Source organism: Klebsiella sp. TF21-TM (assembly GCF_019753495.1).
Lineage (GTDB): Bacteria > Pseudomonadota > Gammaproteobacteria > Enterobacterales > Enterobacteriaceae > Klebsiella > Klebsiella quasipneumoniae.
This window is the reverse complement of record NZ_JAIJYL010000008.1, coordinates 122,625-149,580: the sequence shown is the minus strand read 5'-3', so window position 1 is coordinate 149,580 and position 26,956 is coordinate 122,625. Positions and strand designations below refer to the sequence as shown.

31 protein-coding genes are annotated in these 26,956 nt (G+C 59.3%); 24 read left to right on the top strand and 7 right to left on the bottom strand.

From position 1 onward, the window contains the following. From mepA to K5R89_RS10180, 4 genes are read left to right on the top strand one after another with little or no spacing between them, the layout of a single operon-like run. A complete protein-coding gene (gene mepA, locus K5R89_RS10195) occupies positions 1–825 on the top strand; it encodes a penicillin-insensitive murein endopeptidase (protein ID WP_023290536.1) in 825 nt (274 codons plus the stop codon). Next, complete coding sequence (locus K5R89_RS10190) at positions 825–1,634, top strand: sulfite exporter TauE/SafE family protein (protein ID WP_004201787.1); 810 nt, start codon at positions 825–827, stop codon at positions 1,632–1,634. Before mepA ends, K5R89_RS10190 begins: the two co-directional genes overlap by 1 nt. Then, positions 1,634–2,182 carry an elongation factor P hydroxylase gene (locus tag K5R89_RS10185; protein ID WP_032453614.1) on the top strand — a complete coding sequence of 183 codons (549 nt, stop codon included), beginning with the start codon at positions 1,634–1,636 and terminating at the stop codon, positions 2,180–2,182. The genes K5R89_RS10190 and K5R89_RS10185 overlap by 1 nt, the downstream gene beginning before the upstream one ends. A gap of 31 nt (positions 2,183–2,213) precedes the next feature. Next, a complete protein-coding gene (locus K5R89_RS10180; RefSeq protein ID WP_023290534.1) occupies positions 2,214–2,495 on the top strand; it encodes a YfcL family protein in 282 nt (93 codons plus the stop codon). 159 nt (positions 2,496–2,654) lie between these two features. Here K5R89_RS10180 and mnmC read toward each other — a convergent pair whose 3' ends face one another. Continuing rightward, a complete protein-coding gene (mnmC, locus tag K5R89_RS10175; protein WP_217259343.1) occupies positions 2,655–4,643 on the bottom strand; it encodes a bifunctional tRNA (5-methylaminomethyl-2-thiouridine)(34)-methyltransferase MnmD/FAD-dependent 5-carboxymethylaminomethyl-2-thiouridine(34) oxidoreductase MnmC in 1,989 nt (662 codons plus the stop codon). Between the two features lie 158 nt (positions 4,644–4,801). Here mnmC and fabB point away from each other — a divergent pair, with 158 nt between their 5' ends. Together fabB and K5R89_RS10165 are read left to right on the top strand one after the other, a co-directional pair. Continuing rightward, entirely contained in the window at positions 4,802–6,022 is a 1,221-nt protein-coding gene (gene fabB / locus K5R89_RS10170; protein WP_002913291.1) for a beta-ketoacyl-ACP synthase I, read from the top strand. Between the two features lie 209 nt (positions 6,023–6,231). After that, the gene (locus K5R89_RS10165; protein WP_064157280.1) at positions 6,232–7,407 is read left to right on the top strand and encodes an MFS transporter; all 1,176 of its coding nucleotides are present in this window, start codon (positions 6,232–6,234) and stop codon (positions 7,405–7,407) included. Positions 7,408–7,493: 86 nt separating this feature from the next. Here K5R89_RS10165 and flk read toward each other — a convergent pair whose 3' ends face one another. Further along, positions 7,494–8,471 carry a flagella biosynthesis regulator Flk gene (gene flk, locus K5R89_RS10160; RefSeq protein ID WP_109547083.1) on the bottom strand — a complete coding sequence of 326 codons (978 nt, stop codon included), beginning with the start codon at positions 8,469–8,471 and terminating at the stop codon, positions 7,494–7,496. Positions 8,472–8,581: 110 nt separating this feature from the next. Here flk and pdxB point away from each other — a divergent pair, with 110 nt between their 5' ends. The 10 genes from pdxB (at position 8,582) to K5R89_RS10110 (ending at position 18,409) form a co-directional block, all read left to right on the top strand. Further along, complete coding sequence (gene pdxB, locus K5R89_RS10155; RefSeq protein ID WP_048297940.1) at positions 8,582–9,718, top strand: 4-phosphoerythronate dehydrogenase PdxB; 1,137 nt, start codon at positions 8,582–8,584, stop codon at positions 9,716–9,718. 63 nt (positions 9,719–9,781) lie between these two features. Further along, positions 9,782–10,795 (top strand): aspartate-semialdehyde dehydrogenase, encoded by a 1,014-nt coding sequence (locus K5R89_RS10150; RefSeq protein ID WP_023290529.1) that lies wholly within the window; start codon positions 9,782–9,784, stop codon positions 10,793–10,795. Next, positions 10,795–11,607 (top strand): tRNA pseudouridine(38-40) synthase TruA, encoded by an 813-nt coding sequence (truA, locus tag K5R89_RS10145; protein WP_032453605.1) that lies wholly within the window; start codon positions 10,795–10,797, stop codon positions 11,605–11,607. The genes K5R89_RS10150 and truA overlap by 1 nt, the downstream gene beginning before the upstream one ends. 26 nt (positions 11,608–11,633) lie before the next feature. Further along, on the top strand, positions 11,634–12,293 hold the full coding sequence (locus K5R89_RS10140; protein ID WP_002913221.1) for a DedA family protein: 660 nt from the start codon (positions 11,634–11,636) through the stop codon (positions 12,291–12,293). Positions 12,294–12,479: 186 nt separating this feature from the next. Beyond that, complete coding sequence (gene accD, locus K5R89_RS10135) at positions 12,480–13,400, top strand: acetyl-CoA carboxylase, carboxyltransferase subunit beta (protein WP_004201773.1); 921 nt, start codon at positions 12,480–12,482, stop codon at positions 13,398–13,400. Positions 13,401–13,475: 75 nt separating this feature from the next. Beyond that, positions 13,476–14,744, top strand: a complete 1,269-nt coding sequence (gene folC / locus K5R89_RS10130; protein WP_217259342.1) for a bifunctional tetrahydrofolate synthase/dihydrofolate synthase — start codon at positions 13,476–13,478, stop codon at positions 14,742–14,744. Beyond that, the gene (gene dedD / locus K5R89_RS10125) at positions 14,734–15,429 is read left to right on the top strand and encodes a cell division protein DedD (RefSeq protein ID WP_023290524.1); all 696 of its coding nucleotides are present in this window, start codon (positions 14,734–14,736) and stop codon (positions 15,427–15,429) included. Before folC ends, dedD begins: the two co-directional genes overlap by 11 nt. A 218-nt stretch (positions 15,430–15,647) precedes the next feature. Further along, complete coding sequence (gene cvpA / locus K5R89_RS10120; RefSeq protein WP_023290523.1) at positions 15,648–16,136, top strand: colicin V production protein; 489 nt, start codon at positions 15,648–15,650, stop codon at positions 16,134–16,136. A 33-nt stretch (positions 16,137–16,169) separates the two neighbouring features. Next, a complete protein-coding gene (gene purF, locus K5R89_RS10115; RefSeq protein WP_004180758.1) occupies positions 16,170–17,687 on the top strand; it encodes an amidophosphoribosyltransferase in 1,518 nt (505 codons plus the stop codon). A gap of 137 nt (positions 17,688–17,824) precedes the next feature. Next, a complete protein-coding gene (locus tag K5R89_RS10110; RefSeq protein WP_023290522.1) occupies positions 17,825–18,409 on the top strand; it encodes a UbiX family flavin prenyltransferase in 585 nt (194 codons plus the stop codon). Between the two features lie 65 nt (positions 18,410–18,474). Here K5R89_RS10110 and K5R89_RS10105 read toward each other — a convergent pair whose 3' ends face one another. Beyond that, positions 18,475–18,636: a hypothetical protein gene (locus K5R89_RS10105; protein WP_032424512.1), complete on the bottom strand. Its 162-nt coding sequence runs from the start codon at positions 18,634–18,636 to the stop codon at positions 18,475–18,477. A 40-nt stretch (positions 18,637–18,676) separates the two neighbouring features. Here K5R89_RS10105 and argT point away from each other — a divergent pair, with 40 nt between their 5' ends. The 5 genes from argT (at position 18,677) to hisP (ending at position 22,756) form a co-directional block, all read left to right on the top strand. Continuing rightward, positions 18,677–19,459 carry a lysine/arginine/ornithine ABC transporter substrate-binding protein ArgT gene (argT, locus tag K5R89_RS10100; protein ID WP_048336249.1) on the top strand — a complete coding sequence of 261 codons (783 nt, stop codon included), beginning with the start codon at positions 18,677–18,679 and terminating at the stop codon, positions 19,457–19,459. A gap of 267 nt (positions 19,460–19,726) precedes the next feature. Continuing rightward, positions 19,727–20,509, top strand: a complete 783-nt coding sequence (gene hisJ / locus K5R89_RS10095; protein WP_002913209.1) for a histidine ABC transporter substrate-binding protein HisJ — start codon at positions 19,727–19,729, stop codon at positions 20,507–20,509. A gap of 66 nt (positions 20,510–20,575) precedes the next feature. Continuing rightward, positions 20,576–21,262: a histidine ABC transporter permease HisQ gene (locus tag K5R89_RS10090; protein ID WP_023290521.1), complete on the top strand. Its 687-nt coding sequence runs from the start codon at positions 20,576–20,578 to the stop codon at positions 21,260–21,262. After that, positions 21,259–21,975, top strand: coding sequence for a histidine ABC transporter permease HisM (hisM, locus tag K5R89_RS10085; protein WP_002913207.1), 717 nt, complete (start codon positions 21,259–21,261; stop codon positions 21,973–21,975). The genes K5R89_RS10090 and hisM overlap by 4 nt, the downstream gene beginning before the upstream one ends. Positions 21,976–21,982: 7 nt before the next feature. Next, on the top strand, positions 21,983–22,756 hold the full coding sequence (gene hisP / locus K5R89_RS10080; protein ID WP_002913206.1) for a histidine ABC transporter ATP-binding protein HisP: 774 nt from the start codon (positions 21,983–21,985) through the stop codon (positions 22,754–22,756). A 5-nt stretch (positions 22,757–22,761) separates the two neighbouring features. Here the strand turns inward: hisP and K5R89_RS10075 are convergent, their stop codons facing one another. Continuing rightward, positions 22,762–23,289 carry a GNAT family N-acetyltransferase gene (locus K5R89_RS10075; protein WP_023290520.1) on the bottom strand — a complete coding sequence of 176 codons (528 nt, stop codon included), beginning with the start codon at positions 23,287–23,289 and terminating at the stop codon, positions 22,762–22,764. Positions 23,290–23,414: 125 nt separating this feature from the next. Between K5R89_RS10075 and K5R89_RS10070 the strand changes: the two genes are divergently transcribed. Continuing rightward, positions 23,415–23,522 (top strand): hypothetical protein, encoded by a 108-nt coding sequence (locus K5R89_RS10070; RefSeq protein ID WP_032429195.1) that lies wholly within the window; start codon positions 23,415–23,417, stop codon positions 23,520–23,522. Here K5R89_RS10070 and K5R89_RS10065 read toward each other — a convergent pair. The 3 genes from K5R89_RS10065 to yfcG form a co-directional block, all read right to left on the bottom strand. Continuing rightward, the gene (locus tag K5R89_RS10065; RefSeq protein WP_017899519.1) at positions 23,502–24,395 is read right to left on the bottom strand and encodes a TIGR01777 family oxidoreductase; all 894 of its coding nucleotides are present in this window, start codon (positions 24,393–24,395) and stop codon (positions 23,502–23,504) included. The genes K5R89_RS10070 and K5R89_RS10065 overlap by 21 nt on opposite strands. A gap of 18 nt (positions 24,396–24,413) precedes the next feature. Next, positions 24,414–24,776 (bottom strand): dihydroneopterin triphosphate 2'-epimerase, encoded by a 363-nt coding sequence (folX, locus tag K5R89_RS10060; protein WP_002913200.1) that lies wholly within the window; start codon positions 24,774–24,776, stop codon positions 24,414–24,416. A 65-nt stretch (positions 24,777–24,841) separates the two neighbouring features. Further along, positions 24,842–25,471 carry a GSH-dependent disulfide bond oxidoreductase gene (gene yfcG / locus K5R89_RS10055; protein ID WP_023290519.1) on the bottom strand — a complete coding sequence of 210 codons (630 nt, stop codon included), beginning with the start codon at positions 25,469–25,471 and terminating at the stop codon, positions 24,842–24,844. A 180-nt stretch (positions 25,472–25,651) separates the two neighbouring features. Here yfcG and yfcF point away from each other — a divergent pair, with 180 nt between their 5' ends. Together yfcF and yfcE are read left to right on the top strand one after the other, a co-directional pair. Then, positions 25,652–26,296 (top strand): glutathione transferase, encoded by a 645-nt coding sequence (gene yfcF / locus K5R89_RS10050; protein ID WP_048336248.1) that lies wholly within the window; start codon positions 25,652–25,654, stop codon positions 26,294–26,296. Between the two features lie 56 nt (positions 26,297–26,352). Next, positions 26,353–26,904 (top strand): phosphodiesterase, encoded by a 552-nt coding sequence (gene yfcE, locus K5R89_RS10045; protein WP_023290517.1) that lies wholly within the window; start codon positions 26,353–26,355, stop codon positions 26,902–26,904. Positions 26,905–26,956 lie beyond the last annotated feature (52 nt).

The following is a 26,956-nucleotide window of genomic DNA, read 5'->3' as shown; positions in this document are numbered from 1 at the left end:
ATGAAAAACACCGTTATCGCCCTGCTGGCGCTGCTGGCCAGCGCCGGCAGCCTGGCCGCCACGCCATGGCAGAAGATATCCCAGCCAATTGGCGGCAGCGCGCAGTCGATTGGCGCGTTCTCCAATGGCTGTATCGTTGGCGCCGAGGCGCTGCCGCTGAACGCCGCCGGCTATCAGGTGATGCGAACCGATCAGCGTCGCTACTTCGGTCATCCGGATCTGGTTCAGTTTATTCAGCGCCTGAGCAATCAGGTGCACAATAAAGGCATGGGGACCGTGCTGATTGGCGACATGGGGATGCCGGCAGGCGGCCGCTTTAACGGCGGCCACGCCAGCCATCAGACGGGCCTCGATGTCGATATCTTCCTCCAGCTGCCGCAGACGCGCTGGACTTCGTCCCAGTTGCTGAAGCCGCAGGCCCTGGATCTGGTCGCCAGCGATGGCAAACGCGTGGTGCCGTCGCTGTGGAGTCCGCAAATCAGCCAGCTGATCAAGCTGGCGGCGGAAGATAGCGAAGTGACCCGCATCTTCGTCAACCCGGCGATTAAACAGCAGCTGTGTCTGGATGCGGGCAACGACCGCCAGTGGCTGCGCAAAGTTCGTCCCTGGTTCCAGCATCGCGCCCATATGCACGTCCGTCTGCGCTGCCCGGCGGGCAGCCTGGAGTGCGAAGATCAGGCGCCGCCGCCGGCCGGCGATGGCTGCGGTGCGGAGCTGCAGAGCTGGTTCGAGCCACCTAAACCCGGGTCTACCCCACCTGTGAAGAAGACGCCGCCGCCGTTGCCGCCTTCCTGCCAGGCGCTACTGGATGAGCATGTGCTGTAATGGATAGTTTTATTGAGTTGTTTTCCGTATCGCCGCTGGTGCTGGTGGTGCTTTTCTTTGTCGCCATCCTGGCCGGTTTTATTGACTCACTGGCCGGGGGCGGGGGCTTACTGACCGTGCCGGCGCTAATGGCCGCCGGTATGCCGCCGGCCCAGGCGCTGGCGACCAATAAGCTGCAGGCCTGCGGCGGATCGCTGTCGGCGACCCTCTATTTTGTCCGCCGCAAGGTGGTCAATCTCGCCGATCAGAAGCTGAATATTCTGATGACCTTTATCGGTTCAACCGCCGGCGCGCTGCTGGTTCAGCACGTGCAGTCCGATATTCTTAAGCAGATCCTGCCATTGCTGGTGATCGGCATCGGTCTCTATTTTCTGCTGATGCCGAAACTGGGCGAAGCGGACCGACAGCGTCGGCTCTACGGCCTGCCGTTTGCACTGGTCGCCGGCGGCAGCGTCGGGTTTTACGATGGCTTTTTCGGCCCCGGCGCCGGTTCGTTTTATGCGCTGGCGTTTGTCACCCTGGCCGGGTTTAACCTGGCGAAGTCGACGGCCCACGCCAAACTGCTCAACGCCACCTCGAACGTCGGCGGCCTGCTGCTGTTTATTATCGGCGGAAAGGTTATCTGGGCCACCGGCTTTGTGATGATGGCCGGCCAGTTTATTGGCGCCCGCGCCGGCTCCCGGCTGGTGCTGAGCAAAGGGCAATCGCTGATCCGACCGATGATCGTTATCGTTTCGGCGGTGATGAGCGCGAAACTTCTCTACGACAGCCACGGGGCTGAGATTTTGCAGTGGTTGGGAATTCATTAATGCAACAGCAACACCATTATCAGCAGCTTATTGACCTCTTCGACAGCTGCTTTGCCGCAGATTTTAATACTCGCCTGGTGAAAGGCGACGATGAGCCGATCTACCTCCCGGCGGACGATGACACGCCATATCACCGTATCGTCTTCGCGCACGGTTTTTTTGCCAGCGCTCTGCACGAGATCTCCCACTGGTGCATCGCCGGCAAAGCCCGCCGCGAGCTGGTGGATTTTGGCTACTGGTACTGTCCGGACGGCCGCGATGCGATGACCCAAAGCCAGTTTGAGGACGTGGAGGTGAAACCGCAGGCCCTGGAGTGGCTGTTCTGCGTGGCGGCGGGATTTCCGTTTAACGTCAGCTGCGACAATCTGGAAGGTGACGTTGAACCCGATCGCATCGCCTTTCAGCGCCGGGTACATGCCCGGGTGATGACTCTGCTTGAGCAAGGGATCCCCGAACGTCCGGCGCGTCTTATTCGCGCATTACAACACTATTATCAAACGCCGCCATTGACGGCAGAACACTTTCCGTGGCCGGAAGACCTGCACTAAGGCCACACATTACATGACAAGAGGTAAGATGATGATCGCGGAGTTTGAATCACGCATTCTGGCGCTGATTGACAACATGGTAGACCACGCCAGTGATGATGAACTGTTTGCCGGCGGTTATCTGCGCGGCCACCTGACGCTGGCGGTGGCTGAGCTGGAAGGTGAGGGCGAACATTCAGCGGAAGCGGTACACAGCAAAGTCAGCCATAGCCTGGAGAAAGCCATCGGCGCTGGCGAACTGTCGCCGCCGGACCAAATTCTGGTGCAGGGCATGTGGGAAAACCTGTATCAGCAGGCGAAAAATCAGGCCTAATCCATAATGTAGGTCGGATAAGCGTAGCGCCATCCGTCACGCTAACGGCGCAACCAGGATTTACCCTGTTTGCGCTGTGCTTCGCCGGGCTACCGTGTTGGTCGCCCGGACGAGGCCGGGAATGTCGCGCTTCCCAGGGATTTTTCTCCCCTTGCGCTGTTACTTCACCGCTTTTCCCTTCAGCAGTTTTCTCACCCATAGCCGATTCGGATTCAGCGCCGCCAGGGTGCCGCTATCCAGCGGCAGCGGTTCAGCGCTCATCTGCGCCGCCAGCAGCTCAGCGCTTAACGGCGCGGTGCAAATGCCTCGCGATCCGAGGGCGCCAAGCATAAACAGGTTATGAAAGACCGGCGCGCTACCGGCGTTATCCTGCCGTTCGTGGAGGCTGGCGTATTGCGTCAATGTCGCCGCATAGTCCGGCACGTTGCCGACCATCGGCAGATGATCGCGGGTGGCGCAGCGCACGCCGCAGCGGGCGTCACTGGCGCTAATATCCACGTCCTGCGGCCACTCCGCGCCCGGGAAGCAGTCGATCAGCCGTTGCCGGTTGTGCTGCTGATCTTCTTCGCTGAAGGTGGTGTCGGTTTTGCCGCGATGGTAGCTGGCGCCAATGCAGTGCTGCTGATTTTGCGGATTCTGCGGCGTCAGGTAGCCGTCGTAGCACAGCACCTGGCGCAGGTCGGAAAGCCGCGGGGTGGTGGGTATATGGCTGACCTGGCCGCCAACGGGGTAGACCGGCAACGGCGCGGTTTGCGCAAAATCCGATATGCGGTGGCCGTTGGCCAGCACGACCGCCTGATGATAGCGCTGCTGGTTGAGCAGCCAGCCATCGCCCTCCGCGCTCAACGTCTCGACCTGATAACCATAATGCACGTGCAGTCCGCGAGTCGCCGCCAGCGCCAGCAGCTCGGCGGTGAGCTGCTGCGGGCACAGCCAACCGCCGGCTGGATAGGTTATGCCGCCGCAGCCGGTCTCGACGCCGGTCAGCTCCTCGGCCTGCTCCGCCGTCACCGCGCAGGCGATATCAGGGGGCAGCTCCAGATCCAGCATCTGATTGATTTTGTGTGCGCTTTTTTCATCCCAGCCAAGCTGGGTGACCCCGCACCATTGATGATCGAACAGCACCGGCAGCGCGTCGTAGGTGCGGCGGGCGAAGGTAAAGGCGGCCGGGAAAAAGCGCGCCAGCGCCGGATCGTGCTGGCTTAACAGCGGGTAGAGCGCGCCCTGGCGATTACCGGAGGCGCCCTGCGCCGGGGCGTCGTCCGCACAGTAAAGGGTCACCTGCCAGCCGCGACGCAGCAGCGCCAGGGAGAGCAGGGCGCTGGCGATACCGCCGCCGACGATGGCCGCCTCGCGGGCCTCGCTCCCGGGGCGGGCGAACCAGGGCGCGCGCGCCGGAAAGGTCAGCGTTTGCGCCATCTCGCCGGTCAGCATCTCCCGTTTGCGGCCGAAGCCTTTGGTTTTACGCAGGGTGAACCCGGCTTCCTGCAGGCCGCGGCGGACAAAACCGGCGGAGGTAAAAGTGGCCAGCGTCCCGCCGGGACGCGCCAGGCGCGCCATGGCATTGAACAGATCCTGGGTCCACATGTCGGGATTTTTCGCCGGGGCAAAGCCGTCGAGAAACCAGGCGTCCACCTGCTGATTCAGCGAATCATCCAGTTCTCTGGTCAGCTCGTTGATATCGCCAAACCACAGATCGAGCGTGACCCGTCCGCCGTCGAGCAGCAGACGATGGCATCCGGCGAAGGCCGAAGGCCATTGCGCCTGCAGCTGTTCCGCCCATGGGGCCAGCTCTGGCCAGCGCTGGTGCGCCAGGCGGAGATCTTCCGCCTTCAGCGGATATTTCTCAAAACTGATGAAATGTAACCTTTGCAGGGTAACGTCCGGGTTATCGCGAACAAAAACGTCAAACGCCTGCCAGAGGGTGAGGAAATTGAGCCCGGTGCCGAAGCCGCTCTCCGCGACGATCAACAGCGGGCGAGGGTGGCTGGAGAAGCGCTCCGGCAGGCGATTTCCGCCGAGAAAGACGTAGCGTGTCTCTTCCAGACCGTTGTCATTGGAAAAGTAAACATCGTCAAAATCTCGGGAAACAGGTGTACCCTCAGCATTGAATTCCAGGTTGGCGGGTTGTATAGCGTTTTGTTTCACGTAAGTTACTCGAATCACAAGGCGTAGCGCGATCTTAGCGATGTGTGCCTGAGGGCGCAAATTTATACACAAAATGTCTGATCGGACTTGTTCGGCGTACAAGTGTACGCTATCGTGCGACACGAAACTTAAAATAGTGCGACTTACAGAGGTATTTAATGAAACGTGCAGTGATTACTGGCTTGGGCATCGTTTCCAGCATCGGTAATAACCAGCAGGAAGTCCTGGCATCTCTGCGTGAAGGACGTTCAGGGATCACTTTCTCTCAGGAGCTGAAAGATTCAGGGATGCGCAGCCACGTATGGGGCAACGTCAAACTGGATACCACTGGCCTCATTGACCGCAAAGTAGTGCGCTTCATGAGCGACGCCTCCATCTATGCTTACCTGTCCATGGAACAGGCCGTTGCCGACGCAGGTCTGGCGCCGGAAGCATACCAGAATAACCCGCGTGTCGGCCTGATCGCAGGCTCCGGCGGCGGCTCCCCGAAATTCCAGGTCTTCGGCGCCGATGCCATGCGCAGCCCGCGTGGTCTGAAAGCCGTGGGTCCGTATGTGGTCACCAAAGCGATGGCTTCCGGCGTTTCCGCCTGCCTCGCCACGCCGTTTAAAATCCACGGCGTTAACTACTCCATCAGCTCCGCCTGCGCCACTTCCGCACACTGCATCGGTAACGCGGTAGAGCAGATCCAGCTGGGCAAACAGGATATCGTCTTTGCCGGCGGCGGCGAAGAGCTGTGCTGGGAAATGGCCTGCGAGTTCGACGCCATGGGCGCGCTGTCCACCAAATACAACGACACGCCGGAAAAAGCCTCCCGCACCTATGACGCCAACCGTGACGGCTTCGTTATCGCCGGCGGCGGCGGTATGGTCGTGGTGGAAGAGCTGGAACACGCCCTGGCGCGTGGCGCGCACATCTATGCGGAAATCGTCGGCTACGGCGCAACCTCCGATGGCGCAGACATGGTAGCCCCATCCGGTGAAGGCGCAGTGCGCTGCATGCAGATGGCGATGCACGGCGTTGATACCCCGATCGACTACCTGAACTCCCACGGTACTTCCACGCCGGTCGGCGACGTGAAAGAGCTGGGCGCGATCCGCGAAGTGTTCGGCGACAACAGCCCGGCTATCTCGGCGACCAAAGCAATGACCGGTCACTCGCTGGGCGCTGCTGGCGTGCAGGAAGCTATCTACTCCCTGCTGATGCTGGAGCACGGCTTTATCGCGCCGAGCATCAACGTCGAAGAGCTGGACGAGCAGGCTGCCGGCCTGAACATCGTCACCAAACCGACTGACGCTAAGCTGACCACCGTGATGTCCAACAGCTTCGGCTTTGGCGGCACCAACGCCACGCTGGTGATGCGTAAATACAACGCCTAATCGGCACGCGATGCACTGAGGGGAGCCACCGGCTCCCCTTTTTTGTCATCTTGACAGGGTAAGAGCCCGCAGGCACACTGCTGGCGGATCCATTAGTCTCTCCACTAATGCGTAAGCGTTTAACGTCAACCAACGCGCCTTAACCCTGATAGTCAGGTGGAGGGGGCGTGTCGCTTTGCTCGCCTTACTCTGCGAATCTGGAGTAATGCATGTCCGCAGTCACTGAAACAACATCTCATTCATCCGCGAATTTGTCGCTTTTTCGCATTACGCTCGCCGTCTTTTTGACCTATATGACCGTCGGTTTGCCGCTGCCGGTGATCCCGCTGTTTGTCCATCAGGAGCTGGGATTGGGTAACACCATGGTCGGCGTAGCGGTGGGGATCCAGTTCCTCGCCACCGTTCTTACCCGCGGCTACGCCGGGCGCCTGGCAGACCAGTACGGCGCCAAACGCTCCGTCCTGCAAGGGATGCTGGCCTGCGCCCTGGCCGGCGCGGCCTGGCTGGCCGCTGCGCTGCTGCCGCTGCCGGTGTTCGCGAAGCTGGGCCTGTTGCTGCTGGGCCGCCTGATCCTCGGGTTTGGCGAAAGCCAGCTGCTGACCGGCAACCTGAGCTGGGGGATGGGGCTGGTGGGGCCGGCCCGCTCCGGCAAAGTGATGTCATGGAACGGCATGGCGATGTACGGCTCGCTGGCGGTGGGCGCCCCGCTGGGATTGTTAATTTACAGCCACTTTGGCGTGGCGGTCCTGGCCTGCGTCACCATGGGACTACCGCTTGTCGCCTTGCTCATCAACGGCACGGTGCGCAAAGTGACGGCGCACGGCGGCGAGCGGCCTTCACTGTGGAGCGTCATCGGCATGATCTGGCGGCCGGGTATTGGCCTGGGCCTGCAGGGCGTCGGCTTTGCGGTGATCGGCACCTTCGTTTCTCTCTATTTTGCCAGCCAGAACTGGCCGATGGCCGGATTTACCCTGACGGCGTTTGGCGGCGCCTTTGTGCTGATGCGGGTGCTGTTTGGCTGGATGCCGGATCGGTTTGGCGGCGTTAAAGTGGCGATGGTCTCGCTGCTGATAGAGGCGGTCGGTCTGACGCTGCTGGGACTGGCGCCCGGCGTCTGGGTGGCGCTGGCCGGCGCGGCGCTGACCGGATGCGGCTGTTCGCTTATTTTCCCGTCGCTTGGCGTGGAGGTGGTGAAGCGCGTCCCGGCGCAGGTGCGCGGCACTGCGCTCGGCGGCTATGCGGCCTTTCAGGATATCTCTTATGGCCTGACCGGGCCGCTGACCGGTCTGCTGGCCACTTCGCTGGGCTACTCGTCGGTATTCCTTGCCGGCGCCCTCTGCGCGGCGCTGGGGATCCTCGTCACCCTCATCTCATTTCGCCGCTAGGTTGTTGTCAGACCAGAAACCGCCGTAGTAAACACTGCGGCGTTTGGCATCAAAGGGTGCCGTGAACGCCGCCAGTGCCTGCTGGGCTACAGCAGGAGCCACAGCACCAGGAGCAGGACAACCGCGCCCAGCGCCAGCTGCCAAGGCTTAGCGGCCCATGCCCGCCGGGGCGCGGGCTCCTCCTGCGGGATCGCCAGCGTCTCCTGGGCGCGGGCCACCCGCAGCACAAACACCTTATTCAGCAGCGCCAGGATCTGCGCCGGGCTCAGCGTGGTCTGCGGCGTGACCTGCCAGTTGCGACGGGCAAAGTCGACAATCTTCTGCCACTCCGCGGCCTCCAGCGGCTGCTTGAGCGCCCCCTGCAGCGAGGTAAGCGTGGGCGCGCTTTGCGCGCTGAGCGTCTGCCGCGCCTGCAGCCAGTACGAAAGCGGCGTGAAGTGCGTCGCCGGGATCAGCTCCCCGGACTTGACGCCGCAAAGTTCCAGCATGGACTGCCAAATCAGTTTGCTTGGTTCGCCGGTGGCGGCCGCCAGCTTAGTCACCAGCTGATTGAGCGTGTTGTGCTCGGCCGGCAGCAGTGGACGAAGGGTCGGCGGGCGCTGCTGCGGCTGCGGGATCGACAGCTGACCGCGCTGCAGCAGATGCAGAATGTTCTCCAGTTGCGACTGGCTGAGGGCATGCAGCGCCGTTTGCCCATAATGCTGACGAATATAATCGCTCACCGCCTGGCGGTTATTGCCCTGGCCGAGCAGATCGCTGAGCTGCGCCAGGGTCTGGCGATGATGATGATTATCCTGCGCGGCGGCCAGGCGCTGGTTGAGACTGGCCTCGGCGGCGCTGAAATGGCGGGCCAGCAGGGGCGTGTCGCCTTTCAGTCCGAGGTCATGTTTGACGCAGGCCCACACTTCCGCATTCTGCTGCGAGGTCAGCGCCACCAGGCGCGTGATCAGTCGCTCCAGGACGGTGCGTTGCTGCATGGAAAGCGAAGGTTCGCCGGTGGCGGCAGTGCCTGATGGGCCTCGCCCTGGAGGACGGTCTGGCATATCTGCAAGGGGGTGCGTCATGATTCATCCTTTCGATATCGCGGTGCTGGAACCAGGTGATGAGTATGCCTGGCGGCCAGATTATGGCACACTTCCCCGGTTAACTCTCGTTCTCAGACAGGTACTGAACTGTGAAAATCCTCGTTGATGAAAATATGCCCTATGCCCGTGAGCTTTTTAGCCGTTTAGGCGACGTGCAGGCGATCCCGGGCCGCCCGGTCCCGGCCGATGCCCTGACCGATGCGGATGCCTTAATGGTGCGCTCGGTCACCCGGGTCAATGAAGCATTGCTTGCCGGCAAGGCCATCAGGTTCGTCGGCACCGCGACCGCAGGCACCGATCATGTCGATCAGGCGTGGCTGCAGCAGGCGGGGATTGGTTTCTCCGCGGCGCCAGGCTGCAACGCCATTGCGGTGGTGGAGTATGTCTTTTCATCGCTGCTGATGCTGGCCGAACGTGACGGCTTCTCGCTGCGCGATCGCACCGTCGGGATTGTCGGCGTCGGTAACGTCGGCGGGCGGCTGCAAAAGCGTCTGGAGGCGCTGGGCATCAAAACTCTGCTCTGCGATCCGCCGCGCGCTGACCGCGGCGACGAAGGCGACTTCCGCTCCCTTGACGATCTGGTCCAGCAGGCCGATGTCCTCACCTTCCATACCCCGCTGTATAAAGAAGGACAATATAAAACGTTGCATCTGGCGGATGAGGCGCTGATTAGCCGCCTGAAGCCCGGAACGATTTTGATCAATGCCTGCCGCGGGCCGGTGGTGGATAACGCCGCGTTGCTGAAACGCCTGGAAGCCGGTCAGTCCCTGAGCGTGGTGCTGGACGTTTGGGAGCCGGAGCCGGATCTCAACATAGCGCTTCTCAAGCGGGTGGATATCGGCACGGCGCATATCGCCGGCTACACCCTTGAAGGGAAGGCGCGCGGGACGACGCAGGTATTCGAAGCCTATAGCGCCTTTATCGGTCATCCGCAGCAGGTGGCGCTGGACACCCTGCTGCCGGCCCCGGAGTTTGGCCGCATCACCCTGCATGGCCCGCTCGATCAGCCGACGCTGAAAAGACTGGTTCATTTGGTGTATGATGTGCGCCGCGATGATGCGCCGCTGCGGAAGGTGGCGGGCGTCGCCGGTGAATTCGACAAGCTGCGTAAAAATTATCAGGAACGTCGCGAATGGTCTTCGCTGTACGTGCAGTGCAGCGATGAGCAGGCGGCGACGCTGTTGCGCCAGCTCGGTTTTAACGCCGTGCATCATCCTGTTCGTTAATGTCTTCTTAATGCCCCTGCCGGATACTCCGGCAGGGCCGCTTTATTTCTGGAGTAAACCACCATGTCTGAAGGCTGGAATATTGCCGTACTGGGCGCAACGGGCGCCGTAGGCGAAGCCCTGCTCGAAACTCTCGCTGAACGCCAGTTCCCGGTGGGGGAGATTTTTGCTCTGGCGCGCAACGAAAGCGCGGGCGAACATCTGCGTTTTGGTGGCAAGTCGGTGATCGTCAAGGACGCCGCCGAGTTTGACTGGACCCAGGCCCAGCTGGCTTTCTTTGCCGCAGGCGTCGAAGCCAGCGCAGCGTATGTCGAAGATGCGACAAACGCCGGATGTCTGGTTATCGATCTCAGCGGCCTGTTTGCGCTGGAGCCGGACGTACCGCTGGTGGTGCCGGACGTGAACCCGTTCGTGTTAGGCGATTACCGCAACCGCAATCTGATTGCGGTGCCCAATAGTTTGACCAGCCAGCTGCTGACGGCGCTGAAGCCGCTTATCGATCAGGGTGGACTGTCGCGCATTAGCGTCACTAACCTGCTCTCCGCCTCTGGGCAGGGGAAAAAAGCGGTGGATGCGCTGGCAGGGCAGAGCGCCAAGCTGCTGAACGGCATCCCCATCGATGAAGACGATTTCTTTGGCCGCCAGCTGGCCTTCAACATGCTGCCGCTGCTGCCGGATCGTGAAGGTAGCGTGCGCGAAGAGCGCCGTATCGTCGATGAAGCGCGCAAAATTCTTCAGGATGACGGGCTGATGATCTCCGCCAGCGTCGTCCAGTCGCCGGTCTTCTACGGCCATGCGCAGATGGTGAACTTTGAAGCGATGCGTCCGCTGGCGGCGGAAGAGGCGCGTGACGCCTTTACCCGCGGCGAGGAGATCGAACTTTCTGAAGAGGGCGAATTCCCCACTCAGGTTGGCGACGCCTCCGGCAACGCCCGTCTCTCCATCGGCTGCGTGCATAATGATTACGGCATGCCGGAGCAAGTCCAGTTCTGGTCGGTGGCGGATAACGTCCGCTTCGGCGGCGCGCTGATGGCGGTGAAGATCGCCGAGAAGCTGATTGAGGAGTACCTGTACTGATGTCTGAGATGGAGCAACAGCCGGTCTGTAAAATCGCGCTGGGCATCGAGTACGACGGTAGCAAATATTACGGCTGGCAGCGGCAAAACGAAGTACGCAGCGTGCAGGAGAAGCTGGAAAAGGCGCTCTCGCAGGTGGCGAACGAACCCATTACCGTCTTTTGCGCTGGCCGCACCGACGCCGGTGTCCATGGCACCGGCCAGGTGGTGCATTTCGAAACCCGGGCGCAGCGTAAAGATGCCGCCTGGACGCTGGGGGTAAATGCGAATTTACCTGGTGACATCGCGGTGCGTTGGGTCAAACATGTCCCGGCGGATTTTCACGCCCGGTTCAGCGCCACGGCGCGCCGCTATCGTTACGTCATCTATAATCATCGCCTGCGTCCGGCGGTATTAAGTCAGGGCGTCACGCATTTTCACCAGCCGCTCGACGCCGCGCGCATGCAGCGTGCCGCACAGTGTCTGCTGGGGGAGAATGACTTTACCTCGTTTCGCGCGGTGCAGTGCCAGTCGCGTACCCCGTGGCGCAACGTGATGCATATTAACGTTACCCGCTACGGCGCTTATGTGGTGGTGGATATCAAAGCGAATGCCTTTGTACATCATATGGTCAGGAATATTGTGGGCAGCCTGATGGAAATCGGGGCCGGAAACCAGCCGGAGAGCTGGATGGCAGAACTGCTGGCAGCAAAAGACAGGACGCTCGCTGCGGCAACGGCAAAAGCGGAAGGGTTGTATCTGGTGTCGGTGGATTACCCGGCCCATTATGATTTACCGGTGCTGCCAATGGGCCCGCTGTTTCTGGCGGACTAATAGGGTCATTAAGGGTAAAGACAAACATGGACTTGATTCACTTTTTAATTGATTTCATCCTGCATATTGATGTGCACCTGGCCGAGCTGGTCGCCCAGTATGGCGTCTGGGTTTATGCCATTCTGTTTTTGATTCTGTTCTGCGAAACCGGGCTGGTGGTAACGCCGTTCCTGCCGGGGGATTCCCTGCTGTTCGTCGCGGGCGCGCTCTCGGCCCTGCCCACCAACGATCTGAATGTCCACCTGATGGTATTGCTGATGGTCATCGCGGCTATCGTCGGCGATGCGGTCAACTACACCATTGGCCGGCTGTTCGGCGAAAAGCTGTTCAGCAACCCGAACTCGAAGATTTTCCGTCGCAGCTATCTGGATAAAACCCATAGCTTCTACGAACGTCACGGCGGAAAAACCATTATCCTGGCGCGCTTTGTGCCGATAGTCCGAACCTTCGCGCCGTTTGTGGCGGGAATGGGGCATATGTCCTATCGTCATTTTGCGGCCTATAACGTCGTCGGGGCGCTGCTGTGGGTGCTGCTGTTCACCTACGCCGGCTATCTGTTTGGCGATCTGCCGGTGGTGCAGGAGAACCTGAAGCTGCTGATCGTGGCGATCATCGTGCTTTCCGTCCTGCCGGGCGTGATTGAGATTATTCGCCATAAGCGGGCGGCGGCGAAGCAGGCGAAGTAGTTTAGCCTGCGTTGCGCGTGACGGTGCACGAGCGTCACGCGCAGCGGTTTGACCACTTTTTTATCCCATGTTCCGGGATGATATGATTTAATGTGCAACATTCATGGTCTGTAAGAGGCAAAAATGGCATTATGCGCCCCTTACGACAAAACTGGCATCGACCAGGTTCAGGCAGAAAGGTTATCAATGAGCTGGATTGAACGAATTAAAAGCAACATCACTCCCACCCGCAAGGCGAGCATTCCTGAGGGTGTATGGACCAAGTGCGACAGCTGCGGTCAGGTACTCTACCGCGCCGAGCTGGAGCGCAACCTGGAGGTTTGTCCTAAGTGCGATCACCATATGCGCATGTCGGCGCGTAATCGCCTGCATAGCCTGTTGGATGAAGGTTCCCTGGTGGAACTGGGTAGCGAACTTGAGCCAAAAGATGTGCTGAAGTTCCGCGATTCAAAAAAATACAAAGACCGCCTGGCGTCCGCTCAAAAAGAGACGGGCGAAAAAGACGCGCTGGTGGTGATGAAAGGTACGCTCTACGCGATGCCGGTGGTGGCCGCGGCCTTTGAATTCTCCTTTATGGGGGGATCGATGGGTTCCGTCGTTGGCGCACGCTTTGTGCGCGCGGTGGAGCAGGCGCTGGAAGATAACTGCCCGCTGATCTGCTTCTCCGCCTCCGGTGGCGCCCGTATGCAGGAAGCGCTGATGTCGCTGATGCAGATGGCGAAAACCTCCGCGGCGCTGGCAAAAATGCAGGAGCGCGGATTACCGTACATCTCTGTGCTGACCGACCCGACCATGGGCGGCGTATCGGCGAGCTTTGCGATGCTGGGCGACCTGAACATTGCCGAGCCGAAAGCGCTGATCGGCTTTGCCGGTCCTCGCGTCATTGAGCAGACCGTACGTGAGAAGCTGCCGCCGGGATTCCAGCGCAGTGAGTTCCTGATTGAAAAAGGGGCGATCGATATGATCGTTCGCCGTCCGGAAATGCGTCTCAAGCTGGCCAGCATTCTGGCGAAGCTGATGAACCTGCCGGCGCCGGTTGCCGCTTCGGAAACGCCTCATGAAGGCGTGGTGGTGCCGCCGGCACCGGATCAGGAACCCGAGGCCTGATAAAGCAGAGGGCAGGGCCTGGCGGCGCTGCCCTTTTTTATTCAAACGCGTTAACCGTCAATTCTTGCGGGCATCATGGAAAAAGATCCTCTTCCTCAGGCCACGTCGCCCCTGGCTACGTGGCTTTCTTATCTGGAACATCTGCACAGTAAAACCATCGACCTGGGGCTGGCGCGCGTCAGCGAGGTCGCGCGGCAGATGGATATCGTCAAACCGGCGCCGTTCGTCTTTACGGTCGCGGGCACCAATGGCAAAGGCACCACCTGCCGCACGCTGGAAACGGTCCTGATGGCGGCCGGCTATAAAGTGGGTGTTTACAGCTCTCCGCATCTGGTGCGCTACACCGAACGCGTGCGCATTCAGGGCGCGGAACTGCCGGAGGCGGCGCATACGGCCTCGTTTGCGGAGATTGAAGCGGCGCGGGGCGACATCTCGCTGACCTATTTTGAGTACGGCACGCTCTCTGCGCTATGGTTGTTTAAGCAGGCGCAGCTGGATGTGGTGATCCTGGAGGTGGGCCTCGGCGGCCGTCTCGACGCTACCAATATCGTGGATGCCGACGTCGCCGTGGTCACCAGCATCGCCCTCGATCATACCGACTGGCTGGGACCGGATCGCGACAGTATCGGCCGGGAGAAAGCCGGTATCTTCCGTGCCGGTAAACCGGCGGTGGTAGGGGAGCCGGATATGCCGCACACCATTGCTGAAGTGGCGCGCGAGAAAGGCGCGCTGCTCCAGCGCCGCGGCGTCGACTGGCGCTATGAGGTGGAAGGCGAGACATGGTCCTTCCGCGACGCGGGCGGGGCGTTAAGCCGCCTGCCGCTGCCTCAGGTGCCGTTGCCGAATGCCGCCACGGCCGTGGCGGCGCTGCGCGCCAGCGGCCTTGCCGTGGATGACGCTATCCTGCGCGCGGGGATCCGCGACGCGATGCTGCCGGGACGCTTTCAGATAATCTGCGACGCCCCGCGGGTGATCCTCGATGTGGCGCATAACCCGCACGCGGCGGCTTATCTCGCCGGGCGTCTCAAAACGTTAGCGAAAACGGGACGCGTGCTGGCGGTTATTGGTATGCTGCATGATAAGGACATCGCCGGTACGCTGGCCAATCTGACGCCGGAAGTTGACGTCTGGTACTGCGCGCCGCTGGAGGGTCCGCGCGGGGCGACGGCGGAGCAGCTGGTGGAACATTTGCGTGGCGGCACAGTCTATAGCAGCGTGGCGCAGGCATGGCGCGCGGCCATGGCTGACGCTAAAGCGGAAGATACAGTGCTGGTGTGTGGTTCATTTCACACGGTAGCGCAGGTAATGGAAGAGATTGACGCGGGGAGAATCGGTGGCGAGTAAGTTTCAGAACCGTTTAGTCGGGACAATCGTGCTGGTGGCGCTGGGGGTGATTATCCTGCCAGGGCTGCTGGACGGGCAGAAAAAGCATTATCAGGATGAGTTTGCCGCGATCCCGCTGGTGCCGAAACCCGGCGATCGCGATGAACCGGATATGCTGCCGGCGGCGACTCAGGCGCTGCCTTCGCAGCCGCCGGAAGGGGCGGCGGAGGAGGTGCGGGCTGGCGATGCCGCTGCGCCATCGTTAGATCCGTCGCGTATCCCGGTGAACAGCAACAGCTTCGATGACGTTCAGGAGCCAGTGGTTGCCGCGAAACCGCAGCCTAAACCCCAGCCGAAGCCGCAGCCGAAGCCGCAACAGCAGGCTGCGACGCCTACCCCTCCGCCGGCTAAGCCTCAGCAGCAGCAACCACCGCAGCAGCAGGCGGCCCTGCCGGCGCCGACCGGCAAGGCCTATGTGGTCCAGCTGGGCGCGTTGAAGAACGCCGATAAGGTGAACGAGATCGTCGGTAAGCTACGGGCATCGGGCTTCAAAGTCTATACGTCGCCTTCGACGCCGGTACAGGGTAAAATTACCCGTATCCTCGTCGGCCCGGATGCGTCAAAAGACAAGCTGAAGGGCCAGCTGGGCGATCTGCAACAGATCTCCGGGCTCAGCGGGGTGGTGATGGGCTTCACCCCGAACTGATGGTTTTTTTCCGCCATGCGGAGAGAACGCGGCGGGGCTAAACGCCCCGTAAACCCTGTCTCAGCCGCCCTGAAGAGGCGAAAGGCAGTCTGGCGTTGAATGTTTTTTCAGCGCCATTTTTATTTCTGTAGGGCAAGGAAATCCCTACGCAAACGTTTTCTTTTTCTGTTAGAATGCGCCCCGAACTGGACGACAGGGCGTAAAATCGTGGGACGTATATGGTCTGGATTGATTACGCCATTATGGCGGTGCTGGGTCTTTCTTGCCTGGTCAGCCTGATCCGCGGCTTCGTTCGCGAAGCTTTATCGTTAGTCACGTGGGGTTGCGCGTTTTATGTCGCCAGCCACTACTACGCTGACCTGTCTGTCTGGTTTACGGGCTTTGAGGATGAACGGGTTCGAAATGGGATTGCTATTGCGGCGCTGTTTATCGTGACGCTCATCGTTGGCGCTATCGTGAACTATGTGATAGGCCAGCTGGTGGAGAAGACCGGTTTGTCAGGTACCGACAGGGTATTGGGGATCTGCTTCGGCGCGCTACGTGGGGTGCTGATCATCGCCGCTATCCTGTTCTTCCTTGACACCTTTACCGGGATGGCGAAGAGCGATGACTGGCAGCAGTCGCAGTTTATTCCCTATTTTACCCCCGTCATCAGATGGTTTTTTGAATACCTGCAAAGCTCGTCAAGTTTCTTGCCTAAAGTATAGACTTTGGGTCGTTGCTGAACGAGGAAAAGACGTATGTGCGGTATTGTCGGTATCGCCGGTGTTATGCCGGTTAACCAGTCGATTTATGATGCGCTAACGGTGCTCCAGCACCGTGGACAGGATGCCGCTGGCATCATCACCATTGATGCCAACAACTGCTTCCGGTTGCGTAAGGCTAACGGGCTGGTAAGCGACGTATTCGAAGCCCGCCATATGCAGCGTATGCAGGGCAATATGGGGATTGGCCACGTGCGTTACCCCACGGCGGGCAGCTCCAGCGCCTCCGAAGCGCAGCCGTTTTACGTCAACTCGCCGTATGGCATCACGTTGGCGCATAACGGCAACCTGACCAACGCCCATGAGCTGCGTAAAAAGCTGTTTGAAGAAAAACGCCGCCATATCAATACCACCTCAGATTCCGAAATCCTCCTCAATATTTTCGCCAGTGAGCTGGATAACTTCCGTCACTACCCACTGGAAGCGGACAACATCTTTGCCGCGATTGCGGCGACCAACCGCCTGATCCGCGGCGCGTACGCTTGCGTGGCGATGATCATCGGTCATGGCATGGTGGCCTTCCGCGACCCGAACGGCATTCGTCCGCTGGTGCTGGGCAAACGTGACGTAGGCGATGGCCGCACCGAGTATATGGTGGCCTCGGAAAGCGTGGCGCTTGACACCCTTGGCTTTGAATTCCTGCGCGATGTGGCGCCGGGCGAAGCGGTTTATATTACCGAGAAGGGCCAGCTGTTTACCCGTCAGTGCGCCGATAACCCGGTCAGCAACCCGTGCCTGTTCGAGTATGTCTATTTTGCCCGTCCGGACTCGTTTATCGACAAAATTTCCGTCTACAGCGCCCGCGTCAATATGGGGACTAAGCTTGGCGAAAAGATTGCCCGCGAGTGGGAAGATCTGGATATTGACGTCGTTATCCCGATCCCGGAGACCTCCTGCGATATCGCGCTGGAGATCGCCCGCATCCTTGACAAGCCTTATCGTCAGGGCTTCGTGAAGAACCGCTACGTCGGCCGCACATTTATCATGCCGGGTCAGCAGCTGCGTCGTAAGTCTGTGCGCCGCAAGCTCAACGCCAACCGTGCGGAGTTCCGCGATAAGAACGTGCTGCTGGTGGACGATTCCATCGTCCGCGGCACCACCTCGGAGCAGATCATCGAGATGGCGCGCGAAGCAGGGGCGAAAAAAGTGTATCTGGCCTCAGCCGCGCCGGAAATTCGTTTCCCGAACGTGTACGGTATCGATATGCCGACCGCCAACGAACTCATCGCCCATGGCCGCGAAGTGGATGAGATCCGCCAGATCATCGGCGCCGATGGCCTGATTTTCCAGGATCTCAACGATCTGATCGAAGCGGTGCGCGCGGAAAATCCGGATATTCAGCAGTTTGAATGCTCAGTGTTCAACGGGGTATACGTCACCCGGGATGTCGACCAGCAGTACCTCGACTACCTCGATTCCCTGCGTAACGATGATGCCAAAGCGGTTCAGCTGCAGAACGAAGTCGAAAACCTCGAGATGCACAACGAGGGTTAAGCCGTTCGCGCGTCGCGGGCCCGCCGTTCCTGATGGACGGCGGGCCTTTTTTTCGCCCGGCAACCGTGCGTCAATGGTTGCGCCAACGGCTATAATCCGGCAAAGTCTGCGGCACGACGCGCAAGGGGTAACTGAACGTGAAACGACTGATTATTGGCATTTCCGGCGCCAGCGGCGCCATCTATGGCGTGCGGATGCTGCAGGTGCTACGGGATGTGCCGGATATTGAAACCCATTTGATCCTCAGCCAGGCGGCGCGCCAGACGCTGGCGATGGAGACCGACTTTACCGTGCGTGAAGTGCAGGCGCTGGCTGATGTGGTGCATGATGCCCGCGACATCGCCGCCAGCATCTCCTCCGGCTCGTTTAAAACCGCCGGGATGGTGATTTTACCCTGCTCAATGAAAACGCTCTCGGGTATTGTCCATAGCTACACGGATGGTCTGCTGACGCGGGCGGCGGATGTGGTGCTGAAGGAGCGTCGTCCGCTTGTGCTCTGCGTGCGGGAGACCCCGTTCCATCTTGGCCATCTGCGCCTGCTGGTGCAGGCCGCGGAGCTGGGGGCGGTGATTATGCCGCCGGTGCCGGCCTTCTACCATCGGCCGCAAAGCCTGGATGATGTTATCAACCAGACCGTCAACCGGGTGCTCGATCAGTTCGACATTAGCCTGGAACAAGACTTGTTTACTCGCTGGCAAGGGGCACAGGATTGCACCAAATAGGTGCGTGAAATGTACGCTTGCGCTGCGGTGGTGCAAATTTGTCGCCCCGATCAAATCCTCGACATTTATTTCGTCTTTTTGCGCTCAGGCGCTGCGGTTTCGCCAGTAATGCTGGTATCTTCCCTTTTAAGACAATCCTGCAACTTTATTTTAACAAATTTAACCCTGTTCCCGGCACGCACCGGGAAGATGGCACAAAAACTGCAGGATTGCTCGGCAATCACCATAACAAGCAACGCACCACATCACGACACTTAAGGGTACTGTATGAAGAAGACGATTCTGGCTCTCTCTTTACTCGTGGGAATGAGCAGCACGGCCAGCGTGTTCGCTGCTCTGCCGCAGAGCATTCGCATTGGCACTGACGCGACCTATGCGCCGTTTTCGTCGAAAGACGCGAAAGGGGACTTTGTTGGCTTTGATATCGATTTAGGCAATGAACTGTGCTCCCGTATTAAGGTGAAATGTACCTGGGTCGGCAGTGATTTTGACTCCCTGATCCCCTCCCTCAAGGCGAAGAAAATTGACGCCATCATCTCCTCGCTCTCCATCACCGAGAAGCGCCAGCAAGAGATCGCCTTCTCTGACAAGCTTTATGCCGCCGACTCCCGTCTGATCGCGGCCAAAGGCTCGCCGATCCAGCCGACGCTGGAGGCGCTGAAAGGTAAACACGTCGGCGTGCTGCAGGGCTCCACGCAGGAAGCCTATGCTAACGATCGCTGGCGCAGCCAGGGCGTTGACGTGGTGGCCTATCAAAACCAGGACCTGATCTATTCCGACCTCTCCGCGGGTCGTCTGGATGCGGCGCTGCAGGATGAAGTCGCCGCCAGCGAAGGCTTCCTCAAACAGCCCGCCGGGAAAGATTTCGCCTTCGCCGGCCCGTCGGTTAAAGACAAAAAGTACTTTGGCGACGGCACCGGTATCGGCCTGCGTAAGGACGACGTCGAGCTGAAAGCCGCGTTTGATAAAGCGCTGGGCGAGATGCGCAAAGACGGCACCTACGACAAAATGGCGAAGAAATACTTCGATTTTAACGTCTACGGCGACTAAGACTGCCGCAGGCCCGCGCTATCGGGTGGGCCTGCCGCCATGCTCGTGTAAAAGCCCTGAAAAGGTGCATCGCCAGACGCTGTGGATCATATTAGTGCAAAGGCGGCCGCTTTTGTGGCTAAAAAATGCATAGTTAAGCGTTTGTGATGCAAAAAAATGGCCTTTCTGGTGCATAAATCTTTGCCCTCAAGGGGCGAATAATGGCACGATAACTGGTGTTAATAGTTCTAATAAACCCGTTAGAATGACAGTCTGTCGAGGATAGTTATGAAAAAACTGGCGTTGTCTCTCTCTTTAGCGCTGGCCCTTTCCAGCGTTTCCACGGTCTTTGCCGCTATTCCGCAAAAAATTCGTATCGGTACCGATCCGACTTATGCTCCCTTCGAATCGAAGAATGCGCAGGGGGAATTGGTGGGTTTTGATATCGATCTGGCAAAAGAGCTGTGTAAGCGTATTAATACCCAATGTACCTTTGTGGAAAACCCGCTGGATGCGCTGATCCCCTCTTTAAAAGCGAAGAAAATCGACGCGATTATGTCTTCGCTGTCGATTACCGAAAAGCGTCAACAGGAAATCGCTTTCACCGACAAACTGTATGCGGCTGATTCTCGTCTGGTGGTGAAAAAGGGCAGCCCCGTGACGCCGGACCTCGCCACCCTGAAGGGGAAGCGCGTGGGCGTGCTGCAGGGCACGACGCAGGAAACTTATGGTAATGAGCACTGGGCGCCGAAAGGTATCGAGATTGTCTCTTATCAGGGACAGGACAATATCTATTCCGACCTGACCGCCGGCCGTATTGATGCCGCTTTCCAGGATGAGGTCGCGGCCAGCGAAGGGTTCCTGAAACAGCCTATCGGTAAAGATTACCAGTTTGGCGGTCCGTCGATTAAAGACGAAAAGCTGTTCGGCGTCGGCACCGGTATGGGGCTGCGTAAGGAAGACAACGAACTGCGTGAAGCGCTGAATAAGGCGTTTGCAGAGATGCGTAAGGACGGCACCTACGACAAGCTGGCGAAAAAATATTTCGATTTTAACGTATACGGCGAATAATTCTCACGCCTCACCACTGCGCGTCCGATTCACGCGCAGTGGTGGATGACAGACAGGGTAGGCAGCATGCTGTATGGGTTTTCACAGGTTATTTTGCAGGGTGCGCTCGTCACCCTGGAGCTTGCGCTCAGCTCGGTCGTTCTCGCCGTCCTGATCGGGCTGGCGGGCGCGGGCGCAAAGCTATCGAGCAACCGTCCTCTGGCGCTGGTGTTTGAAGGCTATACCACACTGATCCGCGGCGTCCCCGACCTGGTGCTGATGCTGTTGATTTTCTACGGCCTGCAAATTGCGCTCAACAGCGTCACCGACGCGTTGGGCATGTCGCAGTTTGATATTGACCCGATGATCGCCGGGATAATTACCCTTGGCTTTATCTATGGCGCCTATTTTACGGAAACCTTCCGCGGCGCCTACCTGGCGGTGCCGAAGGGGCATATCGAAGCGGCCACCGCCTTTGGCTTCAGCGGCGGGCAGACGTTCCGGCGCATCCTGTTCCCGGCGATGATGCGCTACGCGCTGCCGGGGATCGGCAACAACTGGCAGGTTATCCTCAAGGCGACGGCGCTGGTCTCGCTGCTGGGGCTGGAGGATGTGGTCAAAGCCACGCAGCTGGCGGGCAAAAGCACCTGGCAGCCGTTCTACTTCGCCATCGTCTGCGGTCTGATTTATCTGGTGTTTACCACCCTGTCTAATGGCGTACTGCTGCTGCTCGAACGCCGCTATACCGTTGGCGTGAAGAGGGCTGACCTGTGATTGAAATTATTCAGGAGTACTGGAAATCACTGCTGTGGACCGACGGCTATCGCTTTACCGGCGTGGCGATTACCTTATGGTTGCTGATCTCTTCGGTGGTCATGGGGGGCATCCTGGCGGTCTTTCTGGCAATCGGCCGCGTTTCGAGCAATAAGTTCATCCAGTTTCCCATCTGGCTGTTTACTTACATATTTCGCGGCACGCCGCTGTACGTGCAGCTATTGGTCTTTTACTCCGGCATGTACACCCTGGAAATCGTCAAAGGCACTGAACTGCTGAACGCCTTTTTCCGCAGCGGGTTAAACTGTACGGTGCTGGCGCTGACCCTGAACACCTGCGCCTATACCACCGAAATTTTCGCCGGCGCGATCCGCTCGGTACCGGCGGGCGAAATTGAAGCGGCGCGGGCCTACGGCTTCTCTTCGGTCAAACTGTACCGCTGCATCATCCTGCCTTCCGCGCTGCGGATTGCGCTGCCGGCCTACAGTAACGAAGTGATCCTGATGCTGCACTCAACGGCGCTGGCGTTTACCGCCACGGTGCCGGATCTGCTGAAAATCGCCCGCGATATCAACTCGGCCACCTATCAACCGTTCACCGCCTTCGGCATCGCCGCGGTGCTCTATTTAATTATCTCGTATGTGCTGATTAGCTTGTTCCGCAAAGCGGAAAAGCGCTGGTTGCAGCATATCAAACCTTCTTCAACGCATTGAGAACGCCATGTCCGACAATAAATTAAACGTTATCGATCTGCATAAACGCTATGGGGAACACGAGGTGCTGAAGGGCGTCTCGCTGCAGGCGAAAGCCGGGGACGTTATCAGTATCATCGGTTCATCGGGTTCCGGGAAAAGTACCTTTTTGCGTTGTATTAACTTCCTTGAAAAACCGAGCGAAGGCACGATCGTCGTCAGCGGCCAGAATATTGGCCTGGTACGGGATAAAGACGGCCAGCTGAAGGTAGCCGACAAGAACCAGCTGCGCCTGCTGCGCACCCGGTTGACCATGGTGTTTCAGCATTTCAATCTGTGGAGCCATATGACGGTGCTGGAGAACGTCATGGAGGCGCCGATTCAGGTGCTGGGCTTAAGCAAACAGGAAGCGCGCGAACGGGCGGTAAAATACCTGGCCAAGGTCGGGATAGACGAACGTCAGCAGGCGAAATACCCGGTGCATCTTTCCGGCGGCCAGCAGCAGCGTGTCTCTATTGCCCGCGCGCTGGCGATGGAGCCGGAGGTGCTGCTGTTTGATGAGCCGACCTCCGCGCTGGATCCGGAGCTGGTGGGCGAAGTGTTACGCATTATGCAGCAGCTGGCGGAAGAGGGGAAAACCATGGTGGTGGTGACCCACGAAATGGGCTTTGCCCGCCACGTCTCTTCGCATGTCATTTTCCTGCATCAGGGAAAAATTGAAGAAGAAGGGCATCCGGACGCGCTGTTCGGCGCGCCGAAAAGCCCGCGCCTGCAGCAGTTTCTGAAAGGGTCGCTGAAATAAACGGCTCACCCGGCGTCCGCGGGCGCCGGGTGGGATCCACGCTCCAGCCGGTAGATCCAGTCATCGTAATCGACGCCGTTCAGATGATAGGCTTTCTCCAGCACCTGCGTGCGTACAAAGCCCTGCTTCTCCAGCAGGCGCGATGAGCCACGATTCTCTGCCAAAACCCAGGCATTGATAGCCCGCACCCCCAGCGTACTGAAACCATAATCGCAGATCGCCCGCAGCGCTTCGCTGGCATACCCTTTTCCCTGAGCCTCGGGCAGCAGCGCATAGCCGACGTCGGCCTCGTGCGGATTTTTAGGGCTGACGCGAAGCCCAATATCGCCCAGCGCATCGCCGCGCTGATTACGCAGAACATACACGCCGGGATCGGCGCAGCGACTGGCAAACACGCTGCGCAACGCCTCCTCGCTTAACATTTCGCCCATAAAACGCATCACCTGCGGATCCTGGCGCAGGCGCAGAAAAAAGGGCCAGTCATCGGTAACAAAGCGGGTAAGCGAAAGGCGAGGCGTGGTGATGGTCGTCATAAAGCAGTCAATACAAAGAAGGAAAGGCCTACCTTAGCACTTTACTCCGCCTGTTAACACCGGCCCGGCCCGCTGGCGATGAACTCAGGCGCTTCAGGGCGCGGGTTGTCCGGGATAGGGCGACGCTGCAGCGCCAGGCTGAGACCATCCTGGCGTGGGGCATTAGCCAGCAGAATGGAATCAGGGGAGCCAATGCTCCCCCGTGTCAGCCATTAACTCAGCACATCCTTTAGCGCTTCGTCGAGATCGTACCAGCGGAAGGCGAAGCCGGCGGCTTCCAGCCGCTTAGGCAGCGCGCGCTGACCGCCGAGCACCAGGACGGCGGATTCGCCCATCAGCAGGCGGATGGCGGCGGCGGGGACGCGGAAAATCGCCGGTCGATTGAGCGCATGACCCAGCGCGTGGGCGAACTGCTCGTTATGCACGGGATAGGGCGAAACCATATTGAACGGGCCGCGCAGATCGTTATCCAGCAGCCACAGAATGCCGTTAACCATATCGTCGATATGGATCCAGGCCAGGTACTGTCTGCCGCTGCCGATAGGCCCGCCGAGGCCGAGCTTAAAGGCTGGGGTCATTTTGCCGAGAATACCGCCCCGCGGCGCCAGTACCACGCCGGTGCGCAGCAGACAGACGCGAGTGCGCTCGCTTTGCGCTTCGCAGGCAATTTGCTCCCAGCGGGCGCAGAGCTTATGGGTAAACTCATTGTGCGGCGGCTCTTCTTCGGTCACTACCACTTCGCCGAGGTCGCCGTAATAGCCGGTGGCTGACCCGCTGATCAGCACGGAGGGAGGGGTGTCGCTGGCGTGGATCAGGCCCACCAACCGCTGAGTGAGATCCCAGCGACTATGGCATAAGCGCTGTTTCTGTTCGGCGGTCCAGCGTTTATCGGCGATGGGCTCGCCCGCCAGATTGATGACGGCATCGATGTCATTGAGGTGGTGATGGCCCTCGAAATCGCGCCACAGCGTGACGCGCGGATCGAGACGGGCGCGGGCGGTATCCGGATGCCGGGTGGAGACCGTGACGCTATGCCCGAGCTCCAGCAATCTGGGTATCAGATGTCGGCCAATCAGGCCGGTACCACCAGTAAGCAGGATCTTCATACCACCTCCCTGACATGGTTAGCGCCGCCAGCTCATGGTCATGGATACCGAGTCGGCATAGCGCAGCGCGTGAAGTTTATCGATCTCCACTTCAGCATATGTGACCCAGTGATGTTCGCATGCGATATTCAGCACATCCTGAGTTAATTTTTCCAGCAATGAAAAACGACCATTCTCAAGATGGCTGATGATGCGTTTGGTAATGGTGCGGTAGTTCAACGCATCATTAATGTCCTCGCTGTCGCGCGCTTTATCGGCAGGGTAGTGAATGGCCACATTCACCACCACGTCCTGGCGGTTGGCGATCTCTTCCTCTTTAATACCAATAAAAGTACGCAGGCGCAGGTTCTTAATACGAATAATGGCGTCTGGTTGAGACATTGCAGGCTTCCTCCGTGGTGTAAGTCCTGCAATCATACAACAAAGCGCGACGGGCGAGCAGGGGGTTAATAAGACTGAATTTTTAGCATCGCTTCCACTGTCGCCGGCCGCTGCTTAATGCGCTCATACCAGTTATGCACCGCCGGATAGTTCGCCAGATCGATCCGCTGGCGGACATGGCAGTTCACCCAGGGCCAGGCGGCGATGTCGGCGATGCTGTAGTGGTCCCCGCCCAGCCACGGGCTGGATCCCAGGCGGTGATTCAGTACCCCGTAGAGTCGCTGGGTTTCCACCTGAAAACGCTCAATCGCGTAGGGCACGGTTTGCGGCGCTGAGTGGGAAAAATGCTGATTTTGCCCCAGCATCGGTCCCAGGCCGCCGACCTGCCAGAACAGCCACTGCAGGGTGGTATAGCGCGCCCGCAGCTCCCCGCTCAGCAGCTTGCCGCTTTTTTCCGCCAGATAGAGCAGAATGGCGCCGGACTCAAAGACGCTCAACGGCGCGCCGCCGTCAGCAGGCATGTGGTCGACGATAGCCGGAATTTTGTTATTCGGCGAAATCGCCAGAAACTGCGGATGAAACTGCTCCCCTTTACCGATATCGACCCGGATTAGCCGATAAGCCAGCTGCGCCTCTTCGAGAAAGAGGGTGATTTTGTGGCCGTTTGGGGTGGGCGCATAGTAGAGATCGATCATAATATTTCCCGCCGTCGTGGGTCGCAAACTGATCGAGTATAGGTGAAGCTGCGCGACCCGGGAGAAAATCCGCGAGCGGCGCGTCGGTCTGTCGCCAGCCACGCAGCGGGCGAGCAGTGACATCGCCTGTAAGACAGGCTATGTTGGTTTATTGCCCTGTCTACCAACCCTGAGGAAGCTATGAGCCAGCCTGTGATTACCCTGTGGTCCGATGCCGATTTTTTCTCACCGTACGTGATGTCTGTCTATGTCGCGCTGCAGGAAAAGAGCCTGCCTTTTAGCCTTAAAACCATCGACCTGAACCGCGGCGAACATCTGCAGGCCGGCTGGACGGGCTATACCGCCACCCGTCGCGTACCGCTGCTGGAGGTTGACGATTTCGCGCTGAGCGAGTCTTCGGCGATTACCGAATATCTGGATGAGCGTTTCGCGCCGCCTGAGTGGGAGCGCCTTTATCCACACGATCTGCAAAAGCGGGCCCGCGCCCGGCAGATCCAGGCCTGGCTGCGCAGCGATCTGGTGCCCATTCGTGAAGAGCGATCCACCGCCGTGGTGTTTGGCGGAGTGAAAATGCCGGCGCTCAGCGAGGCAGGCAAGCGGTCGGCGGAAAAACTGTTTGCCACCGCGACCACACTGCTGGCCCACGGCGGGCAAAATTTATTCGGCGAATGGTCTATAGCCGACGCCGACCTGGCGCTGATGCTCAATCGTCTGGTTCTCAATGGCGATGAGGTGCCGGAGGCGCTGGCGGATTATGCGGCGTTCCAGTGGCAGCGGGCCTCAATCCAGCGTTACGTGGCGCTTTCCGCCAAACGCGGAGGCTGATAACCCGCTGCGCTTCCGCTATCATAGAGGCATCGTAACCAGTGGAGATGGAACCTATGAAGCTGATGTTTGCCTCCGATATTCATGGTTCGCTGCCCGCCACGGAACGCGTGCTTGAACGGTTCGCGCAAAGTGGCGCCAGGTGGCTGATCATCCTCGGCGATGTGCTTAATCACGGACCGCGCAACGCGTTGCCGGAGGGCTATGCGCCGGCGGAGGTGGCCGAGCGGCTGAACAGCGTGGCGGAGCGCATCATTGCCGTCCGCGGTAACTGCGACAGCGAAGTGGATCAAATGCTGCTTCGTTTTCCCATGACCGCACCCTGGCAGCAGGTGCTTGGCGAAGGCTATCGCCTGTTTCTGACCCACGGTCATCTGTATAGCCCGGACAATTTGCCGCCACTTGCCGCTGGCGATGTCCTGGCGTATGGCCATACTCATATTCCGGTTGCTGAAAAACGCGGGGCGATCTCTCTGTTTAATCCAGGCTCAGTGAGTATCCCGAAAGGGGGATATTCCGCCAGCTATGGGCTACTGGATGAGGGGCGTCTGCAGGTTTTAGCACTCAATGATAATCAGGTTATTGCAGAGGTCGCAATTTACCCGTAATTTAGCCCTCAATCATAAAGACGCGCCGCAAGAGCGCTTTTAAAGTAAGGTT